At 50.4% G+C, this 25,903-nt stretch carries 22 protein-coding genes and 1 tRNA gene; 11 read left to right on the plus strand and 12 right to left on the minus strand.

The window, feature by feature from the left end; translation table 11 throughout:
* Positions 1-22: 22 nt before the first annotated feature.
* From obgE to DUE52_RS02235, 10 genes are all read right to left on the minus strand, one after another.
* On the minus strand, positions 23-1,024 hold the full coding sequence (gene obgE, locus DUE52_RS02185; protein WP_114404315.1) for a GTPase ObgE: 1,002 nt from the start codon (positions 1,022-1,024) through the stop codon (positions 23-25).
* Positions 1,025-1,053: 29 nt separating this feature from the next.
* Positions 1,054-1,644 carry an adenylate kinase gene (locus DUE52_RS02190; protein ID WP_114404316.1) on the minus strand — a complete coding sequence of 197 codons (591 nt, stop codon included), beginning with the start codon at positions 1,642-1,644 and terminating at the stop codon, positions 1,054-1,056.
* A gap of 160 nt (positions 1,645-1,804) precedes the next feature.
* A complete protein-coding gene (locus tag DUE52_RS02195; protein ID WP_114404317.1) occupies positions 1,805-3,568 on the minus strand; it encodes a tetratricopeptide repeat protein in 1,764 nt (587 codons plus the stop codon).
* Between the two features lie 95 nt (positions 3,569-3,663).
* Positions 3,664-4,596 carry a PstS family phosphate ABC transporter substrate-binding protein gene (locus tag DUE52_RS02200; RefSeq protein ID WP_114404318.1) on the minus strand — a complete coding sequence of 311 codons (933 nt, stop codon included), beginning with the start codon at positions 4,594-4,596 and terminating at the stop codon, positions 3,664-3,666.
* Positions 4,597-4,813: 217 nt separating this feature from the next.
* Positions 4,814-5,641 carry an energy transducer TonB gene (locus DUE52_RS02210; RefSeq protein WP_114404319.1) on the minus strand — a complete coding sequence of 276 codons (828 nt, stop codon included), beginning with the start codon at positions 5,639-5,641 and terminating at the stop codon, positions 4,814-4,816.
* Positions 5,642-5,681: 40 nt separating this feature from the next.
* Positions 5,682-6,212, minus strand: coding sequence for an ExbD/TolR family protein (locus DUE52_RS02215; RefSeq protein ID WP_114404320.1), 531 nt, complete (start codon positions 6,210-6,212; stop codon positions 5,682-5,684).
* A gap of 48 nt (positions 6,213-6,260) precedes the next feature.
* Positions 6,261-6,887, minus strand: coding sequence for an ExbD/TolR family protein (locus DUE52_RS02220; protein ID WP_114404321.1), 627 nt, complete (start codon positions 6,885-6,887; stop codon positions 6,261-6,263).
* Between the two features lie 43 nt (positions 6,888-6,930).
* A complete protein-coding gene (locus DUE52_RS02225) occupies positions 6,931-7,764 on the minus strand; it encodes a MotA/TolQ/ExbB proton channel family protein (RefSeq protein ID WP_114404322.1) in 834 nt (277 codons plus the stop codon).
* A 547-nt stretch (positions 7,765-8,311) separates the two neighbouring features.
* On the minus strand, positions 8,312-9,487 hold the full coding sequence (locus DUE52_RS02230; protein ID WP_114404323.1) for an MFS transporter: 1,176 nt from the start codon (positions 9,485-9,487) through the stop codon (positions 8,312-8,314).
* 110 nt (positions 9,488-9,597) lie between these two features.
* The gene (locus DUE52_RS02235; protein WP_114404579.1) at positions 9,598-9,975 is read right to left on the minus strand and encodes a hypothetical protein; all 378 of its coding nucleotides are present in this window, start codon (positions 9,973-9,975) and stop codon (positions 9,598-9,600) included.
* Between the two features lie 306 nt (positions 9,976-10,281).
* On the opposite strand from DUE52_RS02235, the gene DUE52_RS02240 reads away from it, so the two are divergent.
* The 11 genes from DUE52_RS02240 (at position 10,282) to DUE52_RS02290 (ending at position 23,097) form a co-directional block, all read left to right on the plus strand.
* Complete coding sequence (locus DUE52_RS02240) at positions 10,282-11,232, plus strand: RraA family protein (protein ID WP_114404580.1); 951 nt, start codon at positions 10,282-10,284, stop codon at positions 11,230-11,232.
* A 127-nt stretch (positions 11,233-11,359) separates the two neighbouring features.
* Entirely contained in the window at positions 11,360-12,628 is a 1,269-nt protein-coding gene (locus DUE52_RS02245; RefSeq protein WP_114404324.1) for a mandelate racemase/muconate lactonizing enzyme family protein, read from the plus strand.
* A gap of 3 nt (positions 12,629-12,631) precedes the next feature.
* A complete protein-coding gene (locus tag DUE52_RS02250; protein WP_179954867.1) occupies positions 12,632-14,074 on the plus strand; it encodes a glucuronyl esterase domain-containing protein in 1,443 nt (480 codons plus the stop codon).
* A 105-nt stretch (positions 14,075-14,179) separates the two neighbouring features.
* Positions 14,180-15,397, plus strand: a complete 1,218-nt coding sequence (gene uxuA, locus DUE52_RS02255) for a mannonate dehydratase (RefSeq protein WP_114404325.1) — start codon at positions 14,180-14,182, stop codon at positions 15,395-15,397.
* Positions 15,398-15,496: 99 nt separating this feature from the next.
* Positions 15,497-17,590, plus strand: coding sequence for an alpha-glucuronidase family glycosyl hydrolase (locus DUE52_RS02260; RefSeq protein WP_114404326.1), 2,094 nt, complete (start codon positions 15,497-15,499; stop codon positions 17,588-17,590).
* A gap of 24 nt (positions 17,591-17,614) precedes the next feature.
* Entirely contained in the window at positions 17,615-18,397 is a 783-nt protein-coding gene (locus DUE52_RS02265; RefSeq protein WP_114404327.1) for an SDR family NAD(P)-dependent oxidoreductase, read from the plus strand.
* A gap of 85 nt (positions 18,398-18,482) precedes the next feature.
* Entirely contained in the window at positions 18,483-19,358 is an 876-nt protein-coding gene (locus DUE52_RS02270) for a sugar phosphate isomerase/epimerase family protein (RefSeq protein WP_114404328.1), read from the plus strand.
* Between the two features lie 193 nt (positions 19,359-19,551).
* Positions 19,552-20,856, plus strand: a complete 1,305-nt coding sequence (locus DUE52_RS02275; RefSeq protein ID WP_374755888.1) for an enolase C-terminal domain-like protein — start codon at positions 19,552-19,554, stop codon at positions 20,854-20,856.
* A gap of 42 nt (positions 20,857-20,898) precedes the next feature.
* Positions 20,899-21,366, plus strand: a complete 468-nt coding sequence (locus DUE52_RS33010; RefSeq protein WP_114404330.1) for a response regulator transcription factor — start codon at positions 20,899-20,901, stop codon at positions 21,364-21,366.
* 116 nt (positions 21,367-21,482) lie between these two features.
* On the plus strand, positions 21,483-22,019 hold the full coding sequence (locus DUE52_RS02285; protein ID WP_114404331.1) for a DUF4199 domain-containing protein: 537 nt from the start codon (positions 21,483-21,485) through the stop codon (positions 22,017-22,019).
* Between the two features lie 163 nt (positions 22,020-22,182).
* On the plus strand, positions 22,183-23,097 hold the full coding sequence (locus DUE52_RS02290) for a metallophosphoesterase (protein WP_114404332.1): 915 nt from the start codon (positions 22,183-22,185) through the stop codon (positions 23,095-23,097).
* Positions 23,098-23,176: 79 nt separating this feature from the next.
* Here the strand turns inward: DUE52_RS02290 and DUE52_RS02295 are convergent.
* Positions 23,177-23,250 (minus strand) — tRNA-Pro (locus DUE52_RS02295).
* Between the two features lie 111 nt (positions 23,251-23,361).
* Positions 23,362-25,764, minus strand: a complete 2,403-nt coding sequence (locus DUE52_RS02300; protein ID WP_165840842.1) for a M1 family metallopeptidase — start codon at positions 25,762-25,764, stop codon at positions 23,362-23,364.
* Between the last annotated feature and the right edge of the window lie 139 nt (positions 25,765-25,903).

The raw sequence follows: 25,903 nt of genomic DNA on the forward strand, positions 1-25,903 counted from the left end.
TCGCTTGTCGGGTTGGTTACACTTAGTTTTCAGTTTGCGTCAATGCTTGCCAGATCAGATCCTTTAGTTCAGTCAATCCCTGCTGACGGACAGACGAAATAAACACCGCCGGAATATCGGCCGGTAAACGATTCAAAATCGCGTTCTTATCGGTGTCTTCGATTAAATCTATTTTTGAGATTGCCAACAGGCGCTGTTTATCAAGCAATTCGGGATTATACTGCCGCAACTCGTTCAATAAAGTCTCGTATTCAGCTCCGCAGTCCTCACTCGTGGCCGGTACCAGGAACAACAGAATGGAGTTCCTTTCAATGTGCCGCAGGAAACGCAATCCCAGGCCTTTCCCCTGTGATGCGCCTTCAATGATTCCCGGCACATCGGCCATGACAAACGATTTATAATCCCGGTAAGCAACGACCCCTAACTGGGGGACAAGGGTTGTAAAAGGATAGTCTGCAATTTCGGGTTTAGCCGCCGACAGAACGGACAACAACGTTGATTTACCCGCATTTGGAAACCCGACCAACCCAACGTCAGCGAGCAGTTTCAGTTCTAAAATAACCCATTCTTCAAGCCCTGGCTCGCCCGGTTGGGCATAATCGGGGGCCTGTTTGGTCGCAGATTTAAAGTGGGTATTTCCCATGCCGCCCCGGCCGCCGGGTAAGAGAATGACTTGCTGGCCATCCTCCGTAATTTCGGCCATTTGATCGCCGGTTTCAGCGTGACGCGCTATGGTTCCCAGCGGAACCTCAATAATGACGTCTTCGCCTTCGGCTCCGGTTCGCCGACCTCCTTCGCCCCCTTTTCCGGGTTTTGCCTTGATGTGTTTCTGGTATTTCAGGTGCAGCAGGGTCCAGAGCTGCGAACTTCCTTTCAGGATAATGTGACCACCCCGACCGCCATCGCCACCATCCGGCCCGCCTTTATCGACGTGTTTTTCCCGCCGAAAATGCATGGAACCTGCACCACCTGCACCGGATCGAATGTTTATTTTTACGTAATCTATAAAATTTGATGAAGCCATGCTACTGTTTTAGGCCTATCGCTTGTATTTTACTGGCGAACATTCGCAGTGACCGTTTCAATTTCGGCACAGATGGCCTGAAATATTTCTTCAATATTTCCGATTCCACCAATGGCCTTGAACTTCCCTTGCGACTCGTAGTAACTGGCGACAGGTGCCGTTTTATCATTGTACTCTTTAATCCTGCGATGGATCAATGCTTCGTTCTGATCGTCAGGACGGCCCGACGACTGCCCCCGAATCAGCAGCCGTTTGGTCAGCTCGTCTTCATCCACCACCAGAGCCACCATAACCTTGATCTGGGTATTGTGCTGGGCCAACAATTCATCGAGCGCTTCCGCCTGGGGAACTGTTCTTGGAAATCCATCAAAAATGAAGCCAGCCGCCGACTGATTCTCTTTTAGCTTATTCTCAATCATACCGATCACGACCTCATCGGGCACCAGAATACCCTGATCCATGAGCATCTTGGCTCGCAGGCCCAGTTCCGTGCCCCCCCGTATTTCGGAGCGCAGCAGGTCGCCGGTTGACAAATGCACCAATTGATATTGGGCAATTAATTTTTCACTTTGTGTGCCTTTTCCGGCACCCGGCGGGCCAAATAGTACAAGGTTAAGCATAGAGTGATAGCAAGATACACGCAGGTTTATGCACAAAATTACAATTGTTGGCAGGAAAACAGCATTTTCCGGCCGAAGTATTTATCAATAGGTGTCTACGCACAAAAAGAGGAACCTTTTCAGGGGTTCCTCTTTTATGTCAGTAATCCGTTATTAACGGTTATTTCGTAGCTTTCACCGGCTTTTTAGCGGCTGGCTTGGCGGCCGGTTTGGCAGCGGGCTGGGGTGCCGGTGGATTCAGTGCATTTTGCACATCCTTATCGTTCGGATCAAGTTCGGCAGCTTTCGTCAAATATTCCTTTGATTTAACGGCATCGTTTTTGTTAGCGTAGTACGACGACAGAAATTTATAGGCTGTCATCATATACCGTTTGTTGGCTTCTTTCTTAGCCGCATCGGCCGCGATTTCCTTATCGGAAACCTCCAGGTATTTTTCATACAGCGGTACGGGCTCACCGGTGGCCATTGCGCCTTTGGTATCGCTGAAATAATTCGCGGAAGCACGGAAATAATAACCGGGTGACCAATCAGGCGTAATCTGATTTACTTTCAGGAACGCTGAATCAGCAGCCGCGTAATATTTTTCCTTCGCTTCCCGAATGGCCGCGGTGTCACCGTTCATCATCATGGTGCTGTCTCGCCCAACCCGGCTTCCGAGCAGGTAATTAGACATCCCCAATTGGAAGTAATCATTGGTCGTTGCTTTTCCCGTATCCAGGGCAATGGCTTTCTGCCAGGCAAGAGCCGCAGCATCATACTTTTTAGCACCTTGCAATGTTTTTCCGATTTCCCTGTACAGGTTTTCCGTTGTATCCAGCGGTGCTGCTTTTTCCAGATTCACAAGAGCCAGCGAATCGCCTTCCGGCGTTCCCAATTGCCCATAAGCCCGGCCCAGGTATTTATAGTCATCATAAATGACTTTTTCCGGGGCGGTTTTGATAAACGTGTTCAACGACTCGATGGCTTCATTGTACTTGCCTGAGCCTGAATACGCCCAGCCGTAAATCCGTTGAATAACCGGGTTGTTCACTTTTCCTTTCAACTGATCCAGTTTTTGAATGGCTTTCAGGTTATCACCCGCCAGGAAGTCGAACTGAGCTGAACGCAACAGTTTATCCACATCCGTAGTCTGGCTCTTCTGAATGTACAGATCCATGTTTTTGGACGCATTTTTGTAAGCTCTTGAGCCAAAAAAAGCTTCCGCTAAATCTTCGTACGTGGGCGCAAACTCAGGGTCAGCTTCAATCGCCTGAGCATAGAATTTTTGCGCTTCCGCATAATTTTTCCCACGCAGGAAGGTATTCCCGATTTTGTATTTGGCTTCCGCATCGTTTGGCCGGATCGACAGGGCGTTTTCGTACTTTGTAACCGCATTACCGCCGTCATTCTTGAGTGAGTACGCATCGCCTAACGCCATTTCAATGTCGGCGTTTTCATTCTTCTTGTCCCGCTCGTCCGCAATGGTCAGAATCCGGAGTGCTTCGGCCGGATCGTTCATACCGGCATCTTTGAACATCGTGTAGGCTTCACCAGCGCGCAGCAACACATCGATATTCTTATTTTTGGTTTCTTTCAGAGCATTGTCAATCAGGGTTTTCGCCGTAGCGCGATCTTTCTTGGCCAGGGCCACAGCACCCAATCCCACATTGTTGAGTTGGTTTTTAGGATCGGCAGCCGCGCCTTTGTCGAAGGCTTCCTTGGCCGCGTCCGGATTACCGGATTTCAACTGAGCATATCCCAGATAGAAAAAGTTTTCGGCAGAAGGAGCACTGGTTGCCAAACTTTGAAACGTTTGGAGAGCCTTGGTATAACGGCCTGCTTCCAGATCCTTCACTCCCGATTGTGCGTCTTGGGCAACCGCTTGCAATGAGCCAAACAAACCGGCGGCTACCACTGTCAACAGAGCTTTCTTTTGGAAATTCATGCCAATTTCAGGTTGAGAAATAGGTGAAAAAATAGTTTACTATAGTAAAAAACAAAATGCAAAATTATACAATTGCGTCAGAAACAGAAAATTTTTCATTTCTTTTCCAAATATACCTCCCGAATATACGGTTTGGCAGGCCAAAGACCACTTTTTTCAATGAGTAAGCTGCCCACATCCCGAACAATGTAATTGACCAGTCCACCTCCTAAACCCGCATGGGCTTCGCGGCTGATCACGTATACGTTTCGACGCAGGGGATATAACTTTAAACCTAAATTCTTTTGAAATGGTTGGAAAAAATCGTCGATTGAACCCGGATTTTCCTTCTCCGACACGCCCATTACCCGCAGATTTTTTGACAACTCGGCCGCTAGAGGAGAATCGCCGTCGCTAATCCAGTTGACGCCGATAAATCCCAATGCCGTTGGATTCTTACGAACGTAATCAATAACCTGTTTGTTTGATTTTACCGTAAAAATTTTGATACGGCTCAGGTCGGAGACCTTAAACTGCTTTAGGGCAAAGTTCAGATTGCTGGAGTTGTTGTTGTCGAATACCAGTACAATTGGTCCTTTCTGGCTTCCAGATTTCAATTGTTCCCAGCGGGTAATCTTTCCCTGAAAAATAGCGTTCAACTCGGGCATCGTTATCAGGCTATCCTGATTTTCCCGGCCAACGATCAATGCAATACCGTCCGTGGCAATAAACTCCGATTTGTATTTGATTTTTTCCTTCGTAAAAACGGACTTTTCGTTGTCGTTCAGTTCCCGCGTCGAAAACACCAGCCGGGCGCTATCCCGCAACATCGTCGTTATAGCTTCCTGCTCGGGTTTGAAAGCAACGTTGAATTTTGCTCCCGGATAAACGCCTTCATAGGCCTTATAGATCGACTCGACCATCGGCTCCAGCGATTCATCGGCGGTGACATTAATGGTTCCGTGGCTCGGGTTATCCGGCGGAGGATTTGAGCAGCAAATCAGGCTGATTAACACAAGCCCTATTCCAATCGTAATCAGATTCTTCATGACTAAAGCCAACGTTGTATGCCCCGGTATGCTCTAAACAGCCCATAAATGATTAGCAAGCCTGCCAACAAATATCGAAAAATCCCGGTGGGCAACAGTCCAAAAGACTGGGAGGAGGCAATCAGGTAGATGCCCCCTCCCAGGTATAACAACCCCATCAGCACCGTAACAGACAGGCTGAAAAGATCGGCAGATGGTTTTTCTTTCATTCGCAATCTTACTCCAACTGGAAGTTGATCGGCAAGTTGTATTTTACCCGTACCGGGCGACCAGATTGTTTACCGGGTCTCCATTTCGGCATGGCCTTCACAACGCGCATCGCTTCTTCATCCGTACCAAACCCAAGTCCTTTCAGAACCGTGACATCCTGGATACTTCCATCGGTATTAACGACGAAGCTCACGAACACCCGGCCCGAAATGTTAGCCCGGGAGGCTGCGGGTGGGTAGCGAATGTTCTTGCCCAGAAACTGGCCAAGCGCAGCCATACCACCCGGAAATTCCGGATTTTGTTCAACAACGGTAAAGATTTGGTCTTCTTTGGGAGCCGCTTCAACGGCAGCTTCCACTTTGGTAGGACCGGCGGTTTCTTCCGGAGCCACAATCACCTCTTCGGCGTTGGGGTCACCTTCCTGCGTTTTTTCGGCCGCAACGGCTTCTTTCAACTCTTCCACGGTTGGCGGAGGAGTTTCTTCAGGAACTTCCTCATCCGGTTTTACTTCCGGAGGAAGAAACTTCACCGTGTTCACCTTCGGCAATTCAACCGGTGGTGGCGGTGGTGGTGGTGGCTCATTGGGGTCAATCGGCGGAGGTGGTAACTTCATCAGGTCCACTTCAACCATTGCCTGCTCATCTTCTTTCGGAGTCAGAACAGAAATAATTGAAGGAGTAGCCATTGCCAGAAGAAACAGTACCGACCCGATAATGAGAGCCCGGTAAACCGTCCTGGAATAGTCTTTCCGTAATGCATACGCACCATACGCCTTGTTACGATCTGCGAACACGATGTCATCGAGTGTTGCAGGATTAGTCGTTACTTCTGCCATGGCGATTAAATAATTATTGGGTTGGCTTCACAGCCGTTCATTACTTCATTTTGTCGGCAATAAGCTTATTCTCATCCGGAGTCAACTGATCTACCAATGCGTAGCGTTTCGTCTTCGTAATGGCCATCTCGTCCAGCATGTCCACCAGATTTTTGTAGGTAGATTCTGCGGTTGGCTTGATCACCACGACGAAGTCTTTCTCTCCGATCTTTTGCTTGTTTTCCTGAAGTGCATTCCGAATTTCGGGACCAAACTGAACCGTTTTCAATTCCGGGTCTTCGTTAGCCGCTTTTCCGAAAATGTAATGGATCTGGTTCTCTTTCCCCAGGAAAATCGTCATTACCTTGGAGGCCTTGATGGGCTCCGTTTCAACTTTCTCAGTCTTGTCTGGCACGTTTAGTGTCATCGAAGACGGTTTACTTAAGGTGGAGGCAAGAATGAAAAACGTAATGAGAAGAAAGCCCAAGTCAACCATCGGGGTCATATCGACCCGGGTAGACCCTTTTTTACTGCGGACTTTCCCACCTTTATGTTTACCACCACCACCCCCACCAGCGTCGATATCTGCCATTGTGTTACGAATCTAAGGCGATGAATCGCGTGAGTTTGTGGTTAATAATTAATCATTTGTCCAGCCGGCCGGCGGAGCTTCAGTCCCGGTAATCAGGTTAAACTTGTTAATGTTCTGCGATTGCAGGGAACTTAACACGTTCTTGAAGTTCGGAAATTTCGCCAGGTTATCACCTTTTACAGCAATACGCAGTTTGTTATTCGCTTTCCGGGCATTGAACACCCATTGCGACAACTGGTTCGTTTGCAGGCTGGCCGTTGAATCGACCGGAACCCCCGGTTGCTTCACCTGACTCTGCTGATCTGATTTCAGCGATAAAAACGACTTCAATTGGTTGACCGGAATCCCGAAGTTTGGCAGCAGAGAGAACGCTTTCTTTTCCCGATCGGAGAACGAAATCCCGTAGGTTTCTCCAATGTTTTCGAGCATGGCAATCCGATTGGGTTGCCCATCGATACCAAAGAACACTTTCCCCTCTTTGTCCAGACTAATCGTCATGATATCCGTATCGGGAACTTTTATACCAGAAATCGAGGTCGGCGGGTTGATTTCAGCAGCCTCCTGTACGCGGATCTGAGCCGTCAAAATAAAGAACGTCAGAAGAAGGAATGCTACATCACACATCGCCGTCATGTCCATGTGAGGTCTCGACCGTTTAGGCTTAACGATAGGCATAGTTTATTGTTTTTTGTGATGTAAAAACGGTACCGAACCCCAATTAATTGTGTGCGGCAAAGTTTTGCTGAATGCTCAAACCGATTTCATCGATGTTGTACGTCAATTCATCAATGCGGCTCGTAAAGTAGCTGTACATGATCGTTGCGATAGCGGCCGTACCGATACCCAACGCCGTGTTGACAAGGGCTTCCGAAATACCCGTTGACAAAGCGGCCGTATCCGGCTGACCCGTCGATCCCAATTCGCTAAAGGCGCGGATCATACCCAATACCGTACCCAACAGGGCAACCAGCGTCGATACCGAAGCCAGCGTAGCAATGATGGTCAGGTTTTTCTCCAGCATCGGCAATTCAAGCGTTGTTGCTTCTTCAACTTCTTTCTGAAGCGCAATCAGTTTTTGCTCTTTGGTTAGTTCCGTGTCGGTTCTGAGTTGCTGGTATTTTACCAGTGCCGTTTTAACAACGTTTCCAACCGAACCTTTCTGACGGTCACATTCCTTGATAGCGGCATCCACTTCATTACGGTCAAGCTGACCTTTCACTTTCCGAACAAACTCGTCGATTGAACCGGAACCATTGGCACGACCGATCGTAATAAAACGCTCAATTGAGAAAACCAGTACAATTAAGAAACAGGTAAACAGAATAGGTACAATTGAACCACCTTTGTAGATGATCCCAAAATAATCGCCGTCGACCGGTAAGTTTTCGTTATTTCCACCTTGGAAGTGACTACCATCACCAAATACAAACATGTACGTGCTCAAAGCGATGGCAAACAAAATGGGAATGACAAACACCGGGTTCAGACCGCTCGACTTTTTCTTGGGAGCTGCTGCTTTAGCTGGTGCTGGAGTTGGAGATTGTGTTTTCATTAGACTAACTGTAGGGTTAAATTGAAACTGGTTTTTTGTGTAAAGAAAACGAAAATTTCAAATTGAAACGTTTTGGTAGAATAAAATTTCGGAAGACTTTCCTCGAAGCCTACTACAAAAGTATCAATTTTCTATCTGAATTTATACAAATGGGTAGGTCATTTTTTTGTTAATTCGGGAATTTATTCAACGATTTTTAGATTTTTCCAAGTTTTTACCATTATATTAAATTTGTAAAAAAATTAGTAACTATTTCTTTTTCACGCCATTATACGAAATATTATTTGTTTGCATATAAAAGCCAGTTTGTACCCTTGTGAATGAAAGATTTATGCGAGTAAATCTGCCTGAGTGGTGAAGATCTCTATGCTTTTGGGATTTCTACCTACTAATCAGAACGTTATTCCCCTAAACCAGTTACAAATATACAACTAAAAATATCGTTCAGAAAAATTACGTTTGGGTGACCAGCCGCTTAAAATCCGTTTTTCAGCCCCTGATTCTGCCTTTTTTGCAAAAATCATAGTCGCGAGCCCTTAAAAATTGTTTATTTTTTTTTCGGTTTCCCCAGAAGAAAAAGAAAGGAAACCGATGAAAAGACGGCAATGCTGAAAAAAGCCAGCGGGAACCGATCGGTTTTATTGTCATAAAGAAAAGCCGAAAGATAAGCGCCCAACCCGATACCGGCCTCCAGTGCAATGTACATGGTTGCCAGCGCCCGCCCCCGATTCCCCGAATGGCTGAGATCAACGGTCCAGGCCTGCGCCGTTGGCGAATACATCCCCATCGAAATGCCAAACACCACCCCTGCCAGCAAAAACGACGTGGTCGTGGTGCTGAGGGCCAGCAAAAGCATAGCCGCCGTAATAATCAGGGAAGCCAGACACAATACCGGACGACGCCCGTATTCGTCGGACACTTTGCCCGCCAGAAAACGAATCGCCAGGGAGGAAATGGTGAAAACCGTAAAAAATAACCCCTTGTTGCCCACATTCAACGCCTGGCTGAAGTCGGGAGCCAGCGTGATGACCGCACCAAAGCTGAAGGAGTTGAGGAAAGTGACCAGTGATGGCGCAAAAACCGCAGGCTCGAACACATCATGACGGGAAATCCGCAACAAACGCCAGCGAAACGGCACGCGGTTGGTCAGTGTCTCCTTCATGTTCACCAAAATGATGATGGAAAGCAGCGCCAGCGCCGAAGACGTATAAAACAGGGCATTCAGGCCAAAAAGTGACGTCAGCCAGCTCCCTATGGCCGGACCAAACGCCATGCCGATGCTGCCGCTTAAGCCTAAAACGCCCATCGCTTCGCCCCGCCGTGCATCAGGAACAATGTCGGCCACGTAAGCCGAGGTTCCGGTCGGTTTGAATCCGGTTGAAAAACCGTGTACCAGCCGCAGCAGCAACAAAGCCGCCACCCCGTTGAACCAGACCAGCGGTACCAAAGGATATAAAAAACCGCATACGAAACAGACCAGCGACCCGAAAGCCATCACCGGTACCCGACCGATGGTATCGGTCAGCCGCCCGCTGAACGGTCTTGATAATCCGGCGGTTATGGTGAACAAACTGATGATGTAGCCCTTGTATTCCGCCCCGCCCAGGTCCGTTAGATAACCCGGTAATTCGGGAATCAGCATGTTGAAACTGGCAAAGAAAAGGAATGAACTCAGGCAGAGAAGAAAAAAAGCAGGAGTGTAGATGGTACGCGGCTGTTGCATCCGCAAAATTAATCAGATTTACGGTTTTCGATAAACCAAAAAAAAGCTACTTCCGAATCAGAAGTAGCTTTCCTGCGCTTTCTTAACCTAAACTAATCCTACAGAATCATTTATTTCATGGAAATCATCCGGGTCGGTTCAACCACCGCGGGTTTTCCAATGTTGACCGTCTTTTTAACACTTCCCTCCGAAGAGATAAACTCCAGTTCATACTGTCCGTCTGCCAAACCGCTGACGTCCAGTTTTGCCGCAAACTTGCTCTCGTTTTTGCCAATAAACCGTTTGAAGAAAACGTCATTGTCCTTGTTACGCAAGACCACCGTTACCGGTGTCGACGAGGACTTTTCAACGGCCACCCAGATTTTGTTTTGATTCGTCACAAACGTGCTCGTTTCAAACGAACGGGTTTTGGGCGTGTTCGGAGTGGCCGTTGCGAGGTTGGCGCTCAACAGCGCAGTGCAGATCAAAGTACCAAATAATGCTTTCATGATTTGTTCGTATTTGTTGTTGTTGTTTCTATTTCTGTTGTTGTTACTGTTCTGATTACTATATGCCAATTGCCATGCCAACAATTTAACTTCTTGATAATCAGCATACTTTTTTTTAGTACTATTGAAAGGTGTACGAAGCCGGACACTATTTGTTCGCTTGCGGACATGGTGGACACAGTTTTGGCACAACCATCGCCGAATACCGTGTCCGGTAAATTCAATCCGGGCTAAAGGGTAGATGTTTTTACCATTCGCCTTCTTTCCTTTAATTCCAAAACCAATTAGCTGTTCTTGAATTTCATGATGAAACGGGTATCTCTATTAATCGCATCGCTCGTTCTGTTCGGGCTGGCGACGGTGTCGTTCGGGCAACAAATCTCCCGCGAAGAACTGATCTTTCTCACCCCGGAATGGAAAGGAGAACGCTTTCCCGACGGGCGGCCCAAAGTGCCGGATGCCATTCTGAAGCGCATGAAGCTGGTGACCCACGAAGAAGCCTGGGCCACCATGAAAGGCGAAAACTACAAGTATCAATATGCCGGTGGCTGGCAAACCATTAACCCCGACAGCGTGCTGGTGGGTCGCGCACTCACGGCCACGTTCATGCCCGGACGGCCCGATGTGCAGCGGATTACCGATAAAAAAGGACACGAAAAAGACGGCCGCGTTAAATCCCAAAATTCCTGGCCCATCGATATGCTCGTCAAAGGCGACGTGTATGTGGTCGATCAGTTCGACATGCACGAGGATGGCCCGACCATCGGCGATAACCTCGGCAATTCCATCTACGCCAAAACCGGTAACGGTATCGTTTACGAAGGAGCCGTGCGCGACATTGCCGGCCTGAAAGAAATCGGCGGTTTTACGTCCTACTTCCGCAGCTACCACCCCTCCCACCACCTCAACAACGCCGACGGCGAGCTGAACACGACTTTGGTTGGCATTAACCGCCCGACCCGCATTGGCAAAGTGATGGTGATGCCCGGCGACATTGTGCTGGGCCGCGACGGTGGTGTAAGTTTCATTCCTCCTCACCTGGCCGAAAAAGTGGTTAAAACCTCCGAAATCGTCCGCTTGCGGGACATGTTCGGCCACCAGCGACTGCGCGAGCAGAAATACACGCCCGGCCAGATCGACACCCGCTGGTCGGATGTCATCGAAAAGGATTTCTCGCAGTGGCTCAATGCCCACCTGAGCGAATTGCCGGTTCCGAAAGAACAGATTCAGGAATATCTAAAAACACGTACCTGGTGAAGCGTTATTTCGCGGAGTTGAGCGGAGGAAGGGAGAGTTAAGCGGAGTATATTTTTTCTCTGCTTAACTCCCTTTTTCTCCGCTCAACTCCGCGAAACAGCTCTTATCCTTACACTTCTAAACGCTCATGACCTCACGAAGATCTTTCCTCACGAAAAGTGCCATCGCCAGCGTATTTGCCGCCACCGCCAGCTACGGCAATGGACTGGAAACCGCCATTGAGCGAACCCCGATGTCCTCAGCACCCTCGGATCTAAAAATCACCGACATCAAATGCGGTTTCATTCGCGGTGGACACAGCCTGTTTGTCAAAATTCACACCAACCAGGGCATCTGGGGCTGCGGAGAAGGCGTCGATGCTACGCCCGGAACCTATCATCTGGTGAAACTGATGGCCGAGCGCATCAAGGGCAAAAGTCCGCTGAATGTCAACCGCCTGTTTGAAGACATTCGCCGATCCGGTTTTTTTGAAGGTGCCCAGGCCGGGATGTTCATTGCGGTTCTGTCCGCCGTCGAAACCGCCCTGTGGGATCTGGCCGGAAAAGCCCTCGGGCTGCCCGTTTACCAATTATTAGGCGGTAAATACCGGGACCGAATCCGGGTCTACTGCGACACGGGAACCTACCGGGATACAGACAAAAGCACGAACAATTTTGCGCAAAGTGCCATCGAGGCCGTCAAGATGGGATTTAACGCCGTAAAATACGACATCGACGAGGCCGGTGATCCCAACAAATACGACCGCTACAACTGGACCGCCAGCCCCGGCGAACTGGAGCGGATGTATAACCAGATTGCCGCCGTTCGGAAAGCCGTTGGCCCCAAAATCGATATTTGCGTCGATATGCACGGGCGGTATGACATGACAACGGGCAAACGGGTGGCCAAGATGATGGAACCGCTGAACCTGATGTTCCTGGAAGAACCGATTCCGGCCGAAAACGTCGACGCCTACAAGATCATTTCCGAATCGACCAGCACGCCCATTTGCGCAGGAGAAAACCACTATCTGGCTCACGGTTTCCGGCGGATGCTGGAAATTGGCGCGGTGGACATCATCATGCCGGACTTGCAGAAAGCCGGTGGCCTGGGCGAAGGCCAGCGCATTGCCAACCTGGCCAACCTGTACTACGTGCCTTTTGCGCCCCACATGGTGGCGTCGTATCTGGGCGCGATGGCTTCCAGCCACGTTTGCGCGTCGGTCCCGAACTTCATGATTCTGGAATGGCAGATTTACTTCCACGAAGATCCGATGTTTAAGGAAATCGTCACCTTCGATGGCCCGATGGTCAAAGACGGTTTTATTCCACTGTCCGAAAAACCGGGTATCGGCGTGGAAATCAACGAAGCGGGTATGAAAAAATACGCTCCGAAAGACGTGCCTTTCTTTGTGTAGCACATGAAAAACCGCATCCTTTCCTGCCATCCCTTCCGCGCAAGTTGGGCTTTTTTGCTGTTCTCACTTTTAGCAGTGGGAACGGCTGCTGCCCAAAGTCCGGATTTTCAGAAAATGACGCCGGAAGAAAGAACGGCTTATATGGCGAAAATGCGCGCGGCCGCTCAGGAAGACTGGCAGAAAATGATGGATGCGCTCCAGTTGAAACTACCGCAACTGCCTCCACCCGCCGACGACCCGAAACGACCGCAGCACCTGAAACAACGGGCGGGGTCCACCAACTGGTACGACGAAGCAGGAAATACACACACCCGCTCGGGTTGGGGAAACTGGACGAATTATGACGAAGCCCTTGCCAATTCGTATAAATTGCCCGATCCGCTGGTGCTGAAAAACGGCAAACCCGTCAGGAACGCAGCCGTCTGGTGGAACCAACGTCGCCCGGAAATTCTGAACGATTATTTGACGGAGGTGGTCGGAAAAACGCCGGTGAATACGCCCAAGGTGACGTTTGAAGTAACGGGTACCGAAGCAAATGCCCTGAATGGGAAAGCCATCAAAAAAACGATCGTCGGGCATATCGACAATTCCGGGTATCCGAACGCGAAACCGAGTATTACGATTACGCTGTATCTTCCGGCGAATGCTACCGGCCCGGTGCCGCTGATGGTCGTTGCAGGAAGTAATTTTACGGGGCCGACACCAACCGGGCCGACGGCGATGGATATGGTTTTGTCGACCGGATGGGCGTATGCCAAAGTCAATACCGGCGACATTCAGATGGACAGCGGGGCCGGTTTGCACGAAGGCATTATCGGGTTGATGAACGAAGGGAAAGACCGTAAACCGGACGACTGGGGCGTTTTGTCGGCCTGGTGCTGGGGGCTGAGTCGGGCATTCGATTATTTTGAAACCGAGAAAGCGATCAATGCCAAACAGATTGGTATTCAGGGGCATTCGCGCTGGGGAAAAACCGCCCTGCTGGCCGGGGCACTGGATTCACGCTGGGCAATAGTGTTCACGACCTGTTCCGGCTCGATGGGTACTTCGCTCGAAAAACGGAATTTTGGCGAAACGATCGACAACGTAGCCAGCTCGGGTTTATACCACTGGATGGCCGGCAACTTCCTGAAATACGGCGGTAACTGGCAGGCCATGCCCGTGGATGCACACGACCTGATCGCACTCGTGGCACCCCGCCCGGTTTTCATCACCGGCGGAACCAAGGACCAGTGGGCCGATCCACACGGCGAATTTCTGGCCTGCGTGGCCGCCAGTCCGGTGTATAAATTGCTGGGTAAAAAAGGCATTGGAACGACGGAAATGCCCAAACCGGATGTTGCTCTCGTTTCGGGCGATCTGGCCTTCCTCAACCACGAGGGCGGCCACACCGATCTGCCCGACTGGCCGGTTTTTCTGGAATTTGCCAAAAAGTATTTTAAATAGCTTTTGCCCCAGACCCTAAAGGGGCAGGACAAAGACTTAACATGATTTCAAAAACCTCTTTCAGTAACTCTAGGGGTTAGGCTAAAATAAACACGGGTTCAAGAAATGGGAATGCTACAAACCATGCGGTGGTTCGGGCCACACGATCCGGTTTCGCTGATGGACATTCGTCAGGCCGGTTGCAGCGGCATTGTGACGGCACTGCACCAGATTCCGGTCGGCGATGTCTGGCCGGTGGAAGAAATTGAAAAACGAAAACAGCTTATCGAAGCCGATAATGGGCGGTATTCGTCCCTGCATTGGTCGGTGGTCGAGAGTTTGCCGGTTCACGAAGACATCAAGAAAGGACGGCCAAGCCGGGCCCGTTTTATCGATACGTATAAACAGTCACTGCACAATCTGGCTGCTTGCGGTATCCATACGGTTTGCTACAATTTCATGCCGGTTCTGGACTGGTCACGCACCAATTTGAGCTACGAAATGCCCGATGGTTCGCGGGCTTTGCGGTTTGTGTGGGAAGATTTTGCAGTTTTCGATCTGTGCATTTTGCAACGGCCGGGTGCCGAAGCGGATTACGAAGCAGATGTGATTCAGAGCGCCCGGGAGAAATTTTCCGGGATGACGCCGGAACACATCACCGAATTGAGTAACATTGTTTTGCTCGGTTTGCCCGGTTCCGAAGAAGCATTTACGCTGGCGACGTTTCAGGGTTTGCTGGACGAATACGCTGCGATCGGTGACCGCGAACTACGGGAAAATCTGTATGAGTTTATCCGGGAAGTGGCTCCGGTCGCCGAATCGGTCGGCATCAACCTGTGCATTCACCCCGACGATCCACCGAGACCATTGCTGGGACTACCACGCGTTGTGAGCACCGAAGCGGATCTGGCGCAACTGATGGCGGCTTCCGACGTGACGGCCAACGGCATTACGTTCTGCACCGGTTCGCTCGGAATTCGCCCGGACAACGACCTGCCGGGCATGATCCGGCGGTTTGGCAACCGGATTCATTTTATCCATTTGAGAACAACGAAGCGCGAAGAGAACCCGCGCAATTTTCACGAAGCCGACCACCTGGCGGGCGACGTCGATATGTATGCCGTGGTGAAAGAAATTGTGCTGGAACAGCAACGGCGGGCAACAACCGGCGCTGGCGTAGCCGAGATTCCAATGCGCCCCGACCACGGTCACCAGATGCTCGACGACCTGCACAAAAAAACCTATCCGGGGTATTCCGCCATTGGCCGACTGCGCGGATTGGCAGAACTGAGGGGGCTTGAGTTGGGGGTTTCCAGGTCACTAAATGTTATTTCGCAGAGTTAAGCGGAGTAAATCAGAGTTTATCAGAGACTCCGCTTAACTCTTTTTACTCTGATAAACCGCCGGGCGGCCCCGTCTGCGAAACAACTTTTTCTAAAAAGCATGAATTACAAAATAGTATTCCTATTTCTATTCTCCACGCTTTGCAGAGCCGACGACGGCTATCGCTTGTGGCTGAAATACGACCCGATTAAAGACGCCGGGCAACGAGCAGCTTATGCCCGTTCCGCGCAGTTTATCGTTCTGAACAGCACCAGCCCGGTTTTGAAAACAGCCGCCGAAGAATTACAAACCGGTTTGCAGGGATTACTGGGAAAAACCGTACCGATTGTCGCCAATGCCGGAGGCAAAACTGGTAGTATTGTCCTGACAGTCAACCCAAACCAGCCGCAACTTAACGAAGAAGGGTATCAGATTCTAAACCGCCAGAATACCATCACCATTACCGGAAAAACCGGCTTCGGGGTTCTGTACGGCGCTTTTGCCTTGCTGCGTCATCTGCAAACCCGGCAGTCCATCGCCCAACTGTCGCTGACCAGCAGTCCGAAAATCCAGCACCGGATGCTGAATCACTGGGACAATACGGATGCTTCCATCGAACGGGGCTACGCCGGGGAGTCGCTCTGGAAATGGTATGAATTGCCCGAACGCATCGACCCACGCTACCGGGAATATGCCCGCGCCAACGCGTCGATCGGCATCAATGGAACCGTCGTCAACAACGTCAATGCCAGTTCCCGGTTTCTGACCGCCGAATATTTGCAGAAAGTGGCAGCACTGGCGAATGTCTTTCGTCCGTACGGTATCAAGATTTATTTGTCCGTTTATTTTCCGGCTCCCAAAACCATTGGCGGACTGAAAACCGCCGATCCGCTCGATCCGGAAGTAAACCAATGGTGGGCCGATAAAGCGAATGAGATTTATAAATTTATCCCGGATTTTGGCGGTTTTCTGGTCAAGGCAAACTCGGAAGGGCAACCCGGCCCGCAGGATTATGGTCGCAACCACGCCGATGGGGCCAACATGCTCGCCAAGGCCCTGGCGCCACACAAGGGCATTGTGATCTGGCGGGCATTTGTCTACAAAGCCGACGGGAAAGCCGACCGTTTCAAAGCGGCTTATGACGAATTCAAGCCACTGGACGGCCAATTTGAGAAAAACGTGATTGTTCAGGTCAAAAACGGCCCGATTGATTTCCAGCCCCGCGAGCCGTTTTCTCCCATTTTTGGCATGATGCCCAAAACACCACTAGGCATGGAATTTCAGCTTACGCAGGAATACCTCGGTTTTGCTACGCATCTGGTCTACGAAGCCCCGATTTTCAAAGAGTGTCTGGATTCGGATACGTACGTGAGTGGAAAAGGCTCAACGGTTGCGAAAGTTATCGATGGAAGTCTTCACGATTATACGATGACCGCCATTGCCGGGGTGGCCAATACCGGTTCCGACCGGAACTGGACGGGGCATCCGCTGGCGCAGGCCAACTGGTATGCCTTCGGGCGGCTGGCCTGGGATCACACGCTTTCCTCAGAAGTTCTTGCGGATGAGTGGGTAAAAATGACGCTGACGAATGAGCCGTCTTCCGTCAAAACCGTTACGGATTTGTTGCTGAAATCGCGGGAAATTTACGTCAACTACAACACGCCCCTCGGCCTTTCGCGTCCCTGGACGGGCGTTCACTTTGCGCCGGAACCCTGGCAAAACCGCAGTTCGCGACCCGACTGGACGGCGGTTTATTACCACCGCGCCGATTCGGTTGGGCTGGGCTTCGACCGGACAGCAACCGGCAGCAACGCTTTGGCCCAATACCGCCCCGAAGTTCAGCGCCAGTGGAATAATCCGGAAACCTGCCCACTCCCCTATCTGCTCTGGTTTCACCACATTGCGTGGACGAAAAAACTGAACACCGGCCGAACGCTCTGGGATGAACTCTGTACCCGGTTTTATACCGGCGCAGATTCCGTCGGCTGGCTGCAAAAGCAGTGGGCATCGGTCAAAAAAGACATCGATCCCGAGACGTTTGCCAGTGTTGCCGGTCGGCTGGCGACCCAGCAGAAAGAAGCCGTCTGGTGGCGCGATGCCTGGGTGTTGTATCTCCAGGAATTTTCCAAACAACCCATTCCCGCCCCATTCAAAAAACCGGAGCGGACGTTGAAGGAAGTCAAAGAATTAGTGAATATTTATCAGTTACGCTAATGCCATTTAACTACGAATAAGCACGTGCAACAAACAGAGAATCAACCCAATCAAAGTGTATTTTCGTTAACCGGAAAACTGGCCCTGATTACGGGCGGAGGAACCGGCATCGGTTTTGACATTGCCCGCTGCATGGTGCAGGCCGGAGCCACGGTGGTCATCACCGGACGTCGGGAAGAACCGCTGCGGGAAGCCGTTGAGAAACTGGGCAAAACCACTCATTATTTCGTCAACGACGTATCTGAATTGACCGCACTGGATGCTTTGGTCGAACAGATTGAAACGACACTCGCTCCCATCGATATTCTGGTGAACAATGCGGGCATCAACCTAAAAAAACCGGCTTTGGAAGTGACGGATGAGGATTTCAACCGCATCATTCAAACCAACCTGAACGCGGTTTTTGCGCTCACCCGTTCCTGCGCCCGAAGAATGGTGCCCCGGCGCAGCGGTTCCATTCTGATGATTTCGTCAATGGCGGCCTATTACGGCATCGACCGCGTGGTGGCCTATGCGGCTTCCAAATCAGGGGTCGAGGGCATGGTGAAAGTGCTGGCGTCGGAATTTTCACCGCACAACGTTCGGGTCAATGCCATTGCGCCAGGCTTTATTGAAACCGAAATGAGCAAAAAAGCGATGGGCGGTGATCCCGAGCGTCGCGACCGCGCCATGCGCCGGACCCCAATGGGGCATTTTGGCAAACCGGAAGACATCGGTCATGCCGCCGTCTTTCTGTCGTCCGATGCCGCCCGGTACATTACGGGTACCTCATTGCCCGTCGATGGCGGCAATTCGATTGGATTTTAAATTACCCCCAACCCCCTAAAGGGGGCTTTTGATCCTGAAAAGCCCCCTTTAGGGGGTTGGGGGCGATTCCTAGACAACTTTAATCATGAAAGAAATAACGCGAAAAACCTTTCTCGAAGAATTATCACTATTGGCGGGGATGTCGCTGCTGGCGGGAAAAACCGTTGCCTCCGATCCGACCTGGAAAAAATCGAAGATGAAACTCGGGATGGTCACCTATTTGTGGGGGAAAGACTGGGACGTTCCGACGCTGATCAAAAATTGCACGACGGCTGGCATTACCGGGGCCGAATTGCGGGTAGAACACGCCCACGGCGTGATGCCGAACCTGTCGGCCGCCGAGCGGCTGGAGGTCAAAAAGAAGTTTGCCGACAGCCCGGTTCAGATCGTCGGTTTGGGGACCAACCAGCAATACGATTATCCGGATCAGAACCAGTTGAAACAATCCATCGAGCGAACCAAAGAGTTCATTCGGCTGAGTGCCGATGTGGGCGGTTCGGGTGTCAAAGTAAAACCCAACGCGCTGCACAAGGATGTTCCGACTGAAAAAACGCTGGCGCAAATTGGGCAGTCGCTGAACGAACTGGCGAAGTATGCGGCTGATTTGGGGCAACAACTCCGGCTGGAAGTCCACGGCAACGAAACCCAGGAATTACCAAACATCAAAACCATCATGGACCACGCGCCGAACCGCAACGCCACGGTTTGCTGGAACAGTAACAAGCAGGATTTCAACGGAAAAGGCCTGGAATATAACTTCAATCTGGTAAAACACCGATTTGGCGACACGGTACACGTCCGCGAGTTCAACGATCCGACGTATCCGTATCAGCAATTGCTGGACTGGTTCGCCAAAATGAATTACAAAGGCTGGATTCTGCTCGAATGCCACACTAATCCGGCGGATAAAGTCGCTTCCCTGATTGAGCAGCGGCAGCTTTTTGAGAAAATGACAGCCTGAACTATAGGAACACGGATTAGACGGATGTAACGGATTAAAACTGATTTAACCGTAAAAATCCGTCTAATCGGGTCAATCCGTGTTCCCATCAAAACCGTAGACAGAAAATATGAATCGCCGTGAATTTGTGGGTCATACGGGATCGCTTCTGGCGGTGGGTACGACCGGTTTTTCGAGGAAACTTACTGACATGATGGCTGACCAAAAACCACTGGCGAAGATTCGCATCCGGAACGTCAACTCCAATTTTGAACGGGAACCGCTGAATCCGTACCGGTTCAAGGGCAGCGCCATTACGGATAGCTGGCAGGCGATTTCGCTGCTGGAATCGGATTCCGGTATTCGCAAAATTGGTCTCGGAACGCAGGGCGTGCTCTGGTCGGATTCCAGCGTGTTTGCGGCCCACTCCGAAAGTGCCGGCAACGCCCTGATGTACGCGATGACCGAACGGGCTTTGCAACTCATCAAAGGCACTTCGTTTACCACGCCGGTCGACTTGCTGGATACCGTTCTGCCCGAAGTCCTGGCCTATGGCAAACTGATCACCCGCAACCCCGATTTGCGCAAAACCTTCGCCCTGAACGCCCTGGTCAGTGTCGACAATGCCGCCTGGCTGTTGTATGCGCAGGAGAACAAAATGGCCCGCTTCGACGACATGATTCCGGCGGCCTACAAACCGGGTTTGTCACACAGGCATACGAAGGTCGCCAGCATTCCGTCGTTCAGCGTGGGCACCACCGCCGAACGGATCAAAACAGCCGCCGACGAAGGTTATTTTATCATGAAGCTGAAAACCGGTTCGGCCGGCACGCAGTCGGAAATGATCGAGAAGGACATTGCTTTTCTGACGGCGGTTCACAAAGCCATCGGGCATTACGAAACACCCTATACCAAAACCGGTAAAATACCGTATTATTTCGACGCCAACGGACGCTACGAAAAGAAGGAAACGCTGCTCCGGTTTCTCGATCACGCCAAAAAAATTGGTGCTTTCGATCAGATTGCGGTGATTGAAGAGCCATTTGAGGAAAACAATGACGTTTTTGTCGGGGATCTGGGCGTACGGGTTGCCGCCGACGAAAGTGCGCATACCGTGGAAGATGCCGCCCGCCGGATTGAGCAGGGTTATTCGGCCATTGCCGTGAAAGCCATTGCCAAAACGCTCAGCATGACGATGAAAATCACACAGTTGGCGTTTGAAAAGAAAATTCCCTGCTTCTGTGCTGACCTGACGGTTAACCCGATTCTGGTCGACTGGAACAAGTCCGTTGCGGCCCGGCTACCGCCTTTCCCCGGCATGACGGTCGGCTTGCAGGAAACCAACGGCCACCAATATTACAAAAACTGGAACACCATGATGGGCTATCACCCCAAAGCCGTAGCGTCCTGGACCCAGACCCAAAAAGGCGTTTACCTCACCGATGCTTCTTTTTACGAACAAAGCGCGGGCATTTTCGATCCTTCGGCACATTATGAAGCGGTTTTTGCCGATAAATAAAGATCTATAAATAAAAAGAGACGATCCGTTTTCCTTTTATTCATGTCGAATTTTCTAAAACAAAATAAACTCATCCTATTGTATGGCGTTTCGCTGGCGTTGTTGCTGTTTTTCTTAAAATGGCTTGAAATGCAGTTTTTGATCGTCAATTATACGTTTGAAATTTATATTGGTGCGATTGCTATTTTGTTTACAGGCCTGGGAATCTGGCTGTCTTTAAAATTAATTAACCCCCAAATAGAAACCGTCATTGTCGAAAAATCCGTTTATGTAAATCCCCCCGATTTTAGTGTAAATGAAGCTGAACGAACCAAAGTGGGTTTGAGTAAACGCGAACTGGAAGTGTTGCAGTTGATCGCCGAGGGACTGAGTAATCAGGAAATTGCATCGCGACTGTTTGTTTCTCTGAATACCGTTAAAACCCACTCGTCGAAAGTACTCGAAAAACTGGAGGTTAAACGCCGAACGCAGGCCATTGAAAAAGCGAAACGACTCAGCCTGATTCCCTGACCGGCCTCCCTCTTAAGCATGAATTGGTTGCTTTTTCAGAAAATCACCCGAAAGGATGAGCCTGGAACGGGTGGACTTGTCCAATTTTGTACCGGACAACACTAAACGCAATCGCTATGAAAAAAATCATTCTGGTCTGTGGACTAATCGCCGGTTTTATCATCACCGCCATGATGGTAACGACCACGGCGGTATGCTACCACACACAGGCTTTCGAAAGCAACATGGTATTGGGGTATGCTTCGATGGTCCTTGCTTTCTCCCTTATTTTTGTTGGTGTTAAAAACTTTCGGGATAAGTATAACAGCGGTGTTATTTCATTCGGAAAAGCCTTTAAAACTGGCTTGTACATTACCCTGATTGCCTCTACAATGTATGTGATAGTGTGGTTAATCGATTATTATGTTTTCATACCGGATTTCATGGATCGATACACCGCTCATGTGTTAAAAGAAGCCCGAATGGAAGGTGCCACATCGACGGAATTAGCGAAGCAGGCCGACGAAATGAAAAAGTATAAAGAAATGTATAAAAACCCGGTTTGGGTTGTTTTATTAACCTATTCAGAAGTGATTCCGGTTGGTTTGGTTGTCTCTCTGCTCTGTGCATTATTCCTGAAACGAAACACGTCCAAACAGGTTCAAACCACTTGATGCGGTAGGTTTAACGATTTATTTTCCACTTGATTCAGCTTCTCCATACCATACCCGTCAGGTTTTGAAAACCTGACGGGTGTAGAAAAGCAAATGAGACGGAACCTTATTGCCCGGTCGGTCGGTATATTCATTTAGAAGCAACCATATACTAGAAGAAAGTATGTATGACATTGTCGGTGATGTACACGGCTACGCCGATAAGCTGCACCAACTGCTTGCGCAAATGGGCTATCAGCAAAAGCAGGGGGTTTATTCACATCCTTCGCGAAAAGTAATTTTTGTGGGCGACTGGATTGATCGTGGACCTCAAGTCCGGGAAACCCTGTCACTGGTTCGGGCTATGATTGACGGGGGCCATGCGCTGGCGGTTATGGGCAATCACGAGTATAACGCCATTGCTTTCCACCTTGAAAATCCAATGGGAGGGCATATAAGGCCACATACCATTAAAAATATTCATCAGCACTACCAAACCCTTTACCAGTTTAAAGATGCTGCTGATGAATGGCAGGACTATGTTTCCTGGTTTATGACCATTCCCCTTTATTTAAATTTACCGGCAATCCGGGTCGCTCATGCCAGTTGGGATGACAGCCATATAGCGTTATTAGACCAGTTGCTGCCGAACGGTAGACTTACCCCCAGCCTGGTTCAAAAAGCAGCTATCAAAAATACGCCTTTCTGGAAAGCGGTTGAAGAAACATTAAAAGGGAAAGAAGCCCGTTTACCACATAATCAAACTTTTCGGGACAAAGACGGCATCATTCGTCAGGACAGCCGCATCCGGTGGTGGACCAACCATTCCGAGACGACGACGTATGCCGATTACTTTTTTGATGCTCCGGCTGCCATTGCTTCGCTACCCGTTGATTACATGCTCTATCAGACCGGAGTGACATTAGATGAGACGAGTAAACCACTATTCTTCGGACACTACTGGCTTCAGGGATTGCCCTGTCTGGATTCGCCGAGGGCGGCCTGTGTCGATTTCAGCATCGCCAAAGGTGGCGTGTTGGCCGCATATCAATGGCGGGGTGAAACGGAATTGACGAATGAGCATCTCGTCTGGGTGTAGCTAAGCAAAGGCCGAAAACCGTATTGTCAACCAATAAAAAAGGCAGTTAGATTGCTCTAACTGCCTTTTGGCCCACCAGTCGGGATGGCGGGATTCGAACCCACGACCCCTTGCACCCCATGCAAGTACACTACCTGGCTGTGCTACATCCCGAATCGGGTGCAAACTTAATGAATAATGAATAATGAACAATGAATCACGCCGAAAGAATCTCGATTTACCTCTAAATTACTTTGGAGCAAATTCATTGTTCAAGGTTCCCCTTTAATTCTTATTCGCTCCTCCCTGCCGGGCTGGTGGCTGTGTCGTCTGCTGCTGTTGCTGCATCGGATTCGGGCCCTGTGGCGCGTATGGACTCCGTTGCTGTTTGTAAAGCTGGAAACGTGTCGGCTTCGAAACCCGCGGAAATGAATTATTCTCGCCATCGATGTCGGCGATTTCCTGGAACGGATCGAGCGTCCACTGCGTCACCTTCTTGCTGGTCGCAATTACCTTGTTGATCTGCGCATCGTTGAACCGCCAGATTTCCGCCGGAAACCGTGCCACCGAATCCGTACCGTCCTCAAACTGCATCCGAATGATCACCGGCATGGGCAAACCGCCTTTGTTTTTCAACGTCAGCGTATAAAAGTTGTTCTTCGATTCGAGCGTTTTGCGCTCCTCGTCGTTGAGTGATGCCAGGTAATCCTGGTATTTTTTCTTGTCCGCATCCGTCACCGCAAACGGATCGTAGCTATTGTAGAAATCCCGCATCGTCGAGTCTTTGGCTACGACGGTTTGGTCTTTCGTAGCCGCGTCGCGAATCTTGCTCATGGTTTTGGCTTTCGCTTCGGCTTCGGAGCGGGCCAGGGCTTTTTCGATCTCGGGGTTCTGGGTGTTGAGCGTAAACCAGTCGACTTCCACCAGGTCCTGATCGACGGGTTCGACGCCGTAGAACCAGCCTTTCCAGAACCAGTCCAGATCGACGCCCGAAGCATCTTCCATCGTCCGGAAGAAATCCGCCGGGGTGGGGTTTTTGAAGGCCCAGCGATTGGCATATTCCTTGAAAGCATAGTCGAACAGTTCGCGGCCCATGACGGTTTCGCGCAGAATGTTCAGCGCCGTAGCCGGTTTGGCATAGGCATTAGGCCCCAGACTGATCACGTTTTCTGACGAGGTCATGATGGGCGACAGCACCGATTTGTCAGATTTCATGTAATCGACAATCTGCTGGGGTTCTCCGCGCCGGGTCGGAAATTTATAGTCCCATTCTTTTTCGGCCAGATACTGACAGAAGGTGTTCAGTCCTTCGTCCATCCACGCCCACTGCCGCTCGTCGGAGTTGACGATCATGGGGAAAAAGTTGTGGCCCACTTCGTGAATAATCACCCCAATCATCCCGGCTTTTACTGCTTCGGAATACGTTCCATCGGGTTCGGGCCGACCACCGTTGAAGCTGATCATCGGGTATTCCATGCCCCCTCCGGCGGTTCCGTGGCACGAAATCGCCACCGGATACGGGTATTTGAAGGTACGGTTTCCGTAGGAACGCAGCGTGTGTTCCACCGCCCGCGTCGAATACTGTTCCCAAAGCGGATTGCCTTCTTTGGGGTAGAACGACATGCTCCAGATCTTCTTGCCATCGCCGTAGACGTCGGTTTGCATGGCATCCCAGATGAATTTTCGCGACGAGGCAAAGGCAAAATCCCGGACGTTATCAGCTTTGTATATCCAGGTTTTCTTGCCGGTCGGTTTGGCTTTTTCAGCCGCTTCGGCTTCGGCCTGCGTCACGATCACAACGGGCGTTTTGGAGTTGGCCGCTTTCTGCAACCGCTGGCTTTGCGTGGGCGTCAGCACCTGCTTGTAGTTCTGGCACTCGCCCGAAGCTGCCACAACGTGGTCGTTCGGAACGGTGATGGCCACTTTATAATTGCCAAAAATCAGCGTAAACTCGCCCTGTCCCAGAAACTGCTTGTGCTGCCAGCCGTTCACGTCGTCGTAAGCCGCCAGACGCGGAAACCAGTGCGCGATGAAGTAGTTGTAGTTACCGTCTTTCGGAAAAAATTCGTACCCGCTCCGGCCGTAATATTCGGTGATGAGGTAATTCCAGTCGACGGCAAACACGAAATTCTGACCTGGTTTCAGCGGAGTCGGCAGGTCGATCCGCATCATGGTCTGGTTGATGGTGTATTTCAGGGGCTTACCGGCTTTGTCTTTCACGGCGGTAATTTTATAGCCAAAATCCCGGTTGGCGGTTGGCCCGCGGCCCCGGCCCGCCGTTGCGGTCAGCGCACCCAGCGAAGCGGCCGACATGCCCGTTTCGTTCACACTGCCCGTCCGGGAAACACCGCCAATCGAGCCTTTTTCGAAGAGATTCTGCTCCAGTTGCAGCCAGATGTATTTCAGTTCGTCGGGCGAATGGTTGAAATACGTCACCACTTCCGATCCGATGATCTTTTGGTTGGCATCGTCGAGTTCAACTTTAATATCGTAGTCGGCCCGGTTCTGGAAGAAATCGCGGCCCGGTGAGCCAGAAGCCGTGCGGAAGGTGTTGGGCGTGGGTAACAGCGAGCCCATTTGTTCAAAACGATCGTTGGCCTTGTAGGTTGGCGAAGGTGGCGTTTGGGCACCCGCACCAAATACTATTGCAGTCAATCCCGCAACCAACAGGGAGAATCTCAACTTCATAGTTAGGTATCAGAATATAATTTGTAGATGAATATGGCTATGAAGTTACTAAAAACCGACAAACAATATCTATTGAACGGTTGCCGGGAACCGCAATGCTACTAAAGTTTCTATTTATCCCTGTTATTCTCCTAGTTTT

The sequence above is a fragment of the Larkinella punicea genome, from assembly GCF_003334855.1.
Classification (GTDB): domain Bacteria; phylum Bacteroidota; class Bacteroidia; order Cytophagales; family Spirosomataceae; genus Larkinella; species Larkinella punicea.

Coding starts and splice junctions, on each gene's coding strand:
- obgE (WP_114404315.1), bottom strand. CDS start 1,024: ATGGCTTCATCAAATTTTATAGATTACGTAAAAATAAACATTCGATCC.
- DUE52_RS02190 (WP_114404316.1), bottom strand. CDS start 1,644: ATGCTTAACCTTGTACTATTTGGCCCGCCGGGTGCCGGAAAAGGCACA.
- DUE52_RS02195 (WP_114404317.1), bottom strand. CDS start 3,568: ATGAATTTCCAAAAGAAAGCTCTGTTGACAGTGGTAGCCGCCGGTTTG.
- DUE52_RS02200 (WP_114404318.1), bottom strand. CDS start 4,596: ATGAAGAATCTGATTACGATTGGAATAGGGCTTGTGTTAATCAGCCTG.
- DUE52_RS02210 (WP_114404319.1), bottom strand. CDS start 5,641: ATGGCAGAAGTAACGACTAATCCTGCAACACTCGATGACATCGTGTTC.
- DUE52_RS02215 (WP_114404320.1), bottom strand. CDS start 6,212: ATGGCAGATATCGACGCTGGTGGGGGTGGTGGTGGTAAACATAAAGGT.
- DUE52_RS02220 (WP_114404321.1), bottom strand. CDS start 6,887: ATGCCTATCGTTAAGCCTAAACGGTCGAGACCTCACATGGACATGACG.
- DUE52_RS02225 (WP_114404322.1), bottom strand. CDS start 7,764: ATGAAAACACAATCTCCAACTCCAGCACCAGCTAAAGCAGCAGCTCCC.
- DUE52_RS02230 (WP_114404323.1), bottom strand. CDS start 9,487: ATGCAACAGCCGCGTACCATCTACACTCCTGCTTTTTTTCTTCTCTGC.
- DUE52_RS02235 (WP_114404579.1), bottom strand. CDS start 9,975: ATGAAAGCATTATTTGGTACTTTGATCTGCACTGCGCTGTTGAGCGCC.
- DUE52_RS02240 (WP_114404580.1), top strand. CDS start 10,282: ATGAAACGGGTATCTCTATTAATCGCATCGCTCGTTCTGTTCGGGCTG.
- DUE52_RS02245 (WP_114404324.1), top strand. CDS start 11,360: ATGACCTCACGAAGATCTTTCCTCACGAAAAGTGCCATCGCCAGCGTA.
- DUE52_RS02250 (WP_179954867.1), top strand. CDS start 12,632: ATGAAAAACCGCATCCTTTCCTGCCATCCCTTCCGCGCAAGTTGGGCT.
- uxuA (WP_114404325.1), top strand. CDS start 14,180: ATGGGAATGCTACAAACCATGCGGTGGTTCGGGCCACACGATCCGGTT.
- DUE52_RS02260 (WP_114404326.1), top strand. CDS start 15,497: ATGAATTACAAAATAGTATTCCTATTTCTATTCTCCACGCTTTGCAGA.
- DUE52_RS02270 (WP_114404328.1), top strand. CDS start 18,483: ATGAAAGAAATAACGCGAAAAACCTTTCTCGAAGAATTATCACTATTG.
- DUE52_RS02275 (WP_374755888.1), top strand. CDS start 19,552: ATGGCTGACCAAAAACCACTGGCGAAGATTCGCATCCGGAACGTCAAC.
- DUE52_RS33010 (WP_114404330.1), top strand. CDS start 20,899: ATGTCGAATTTTCTAAAACAAAATAAACTCATCCTATTGTATGGCGTT.
- DUE52_RS02285 (WP_114404331.1), top strand. CDS start 21,483: ATGAAAAAAATCATTCTGGTCTGTGGACTAATCGCCGGTTTTATCATC.
- DUE52_RS02290 (WP_114404332.1), top strand. CDS start 22,183: ATGTATGACATTGTCGGTGATGTACACGGCTACGCCGATAAGCTGCAC.
- DUE52_RS02300 (WP_165840842.1), bottom strand. CDS start 25,764: ATGAAGTTGAGATTCTCCCTGTTGGTTGCGGGATTGACTGCAATAGTA.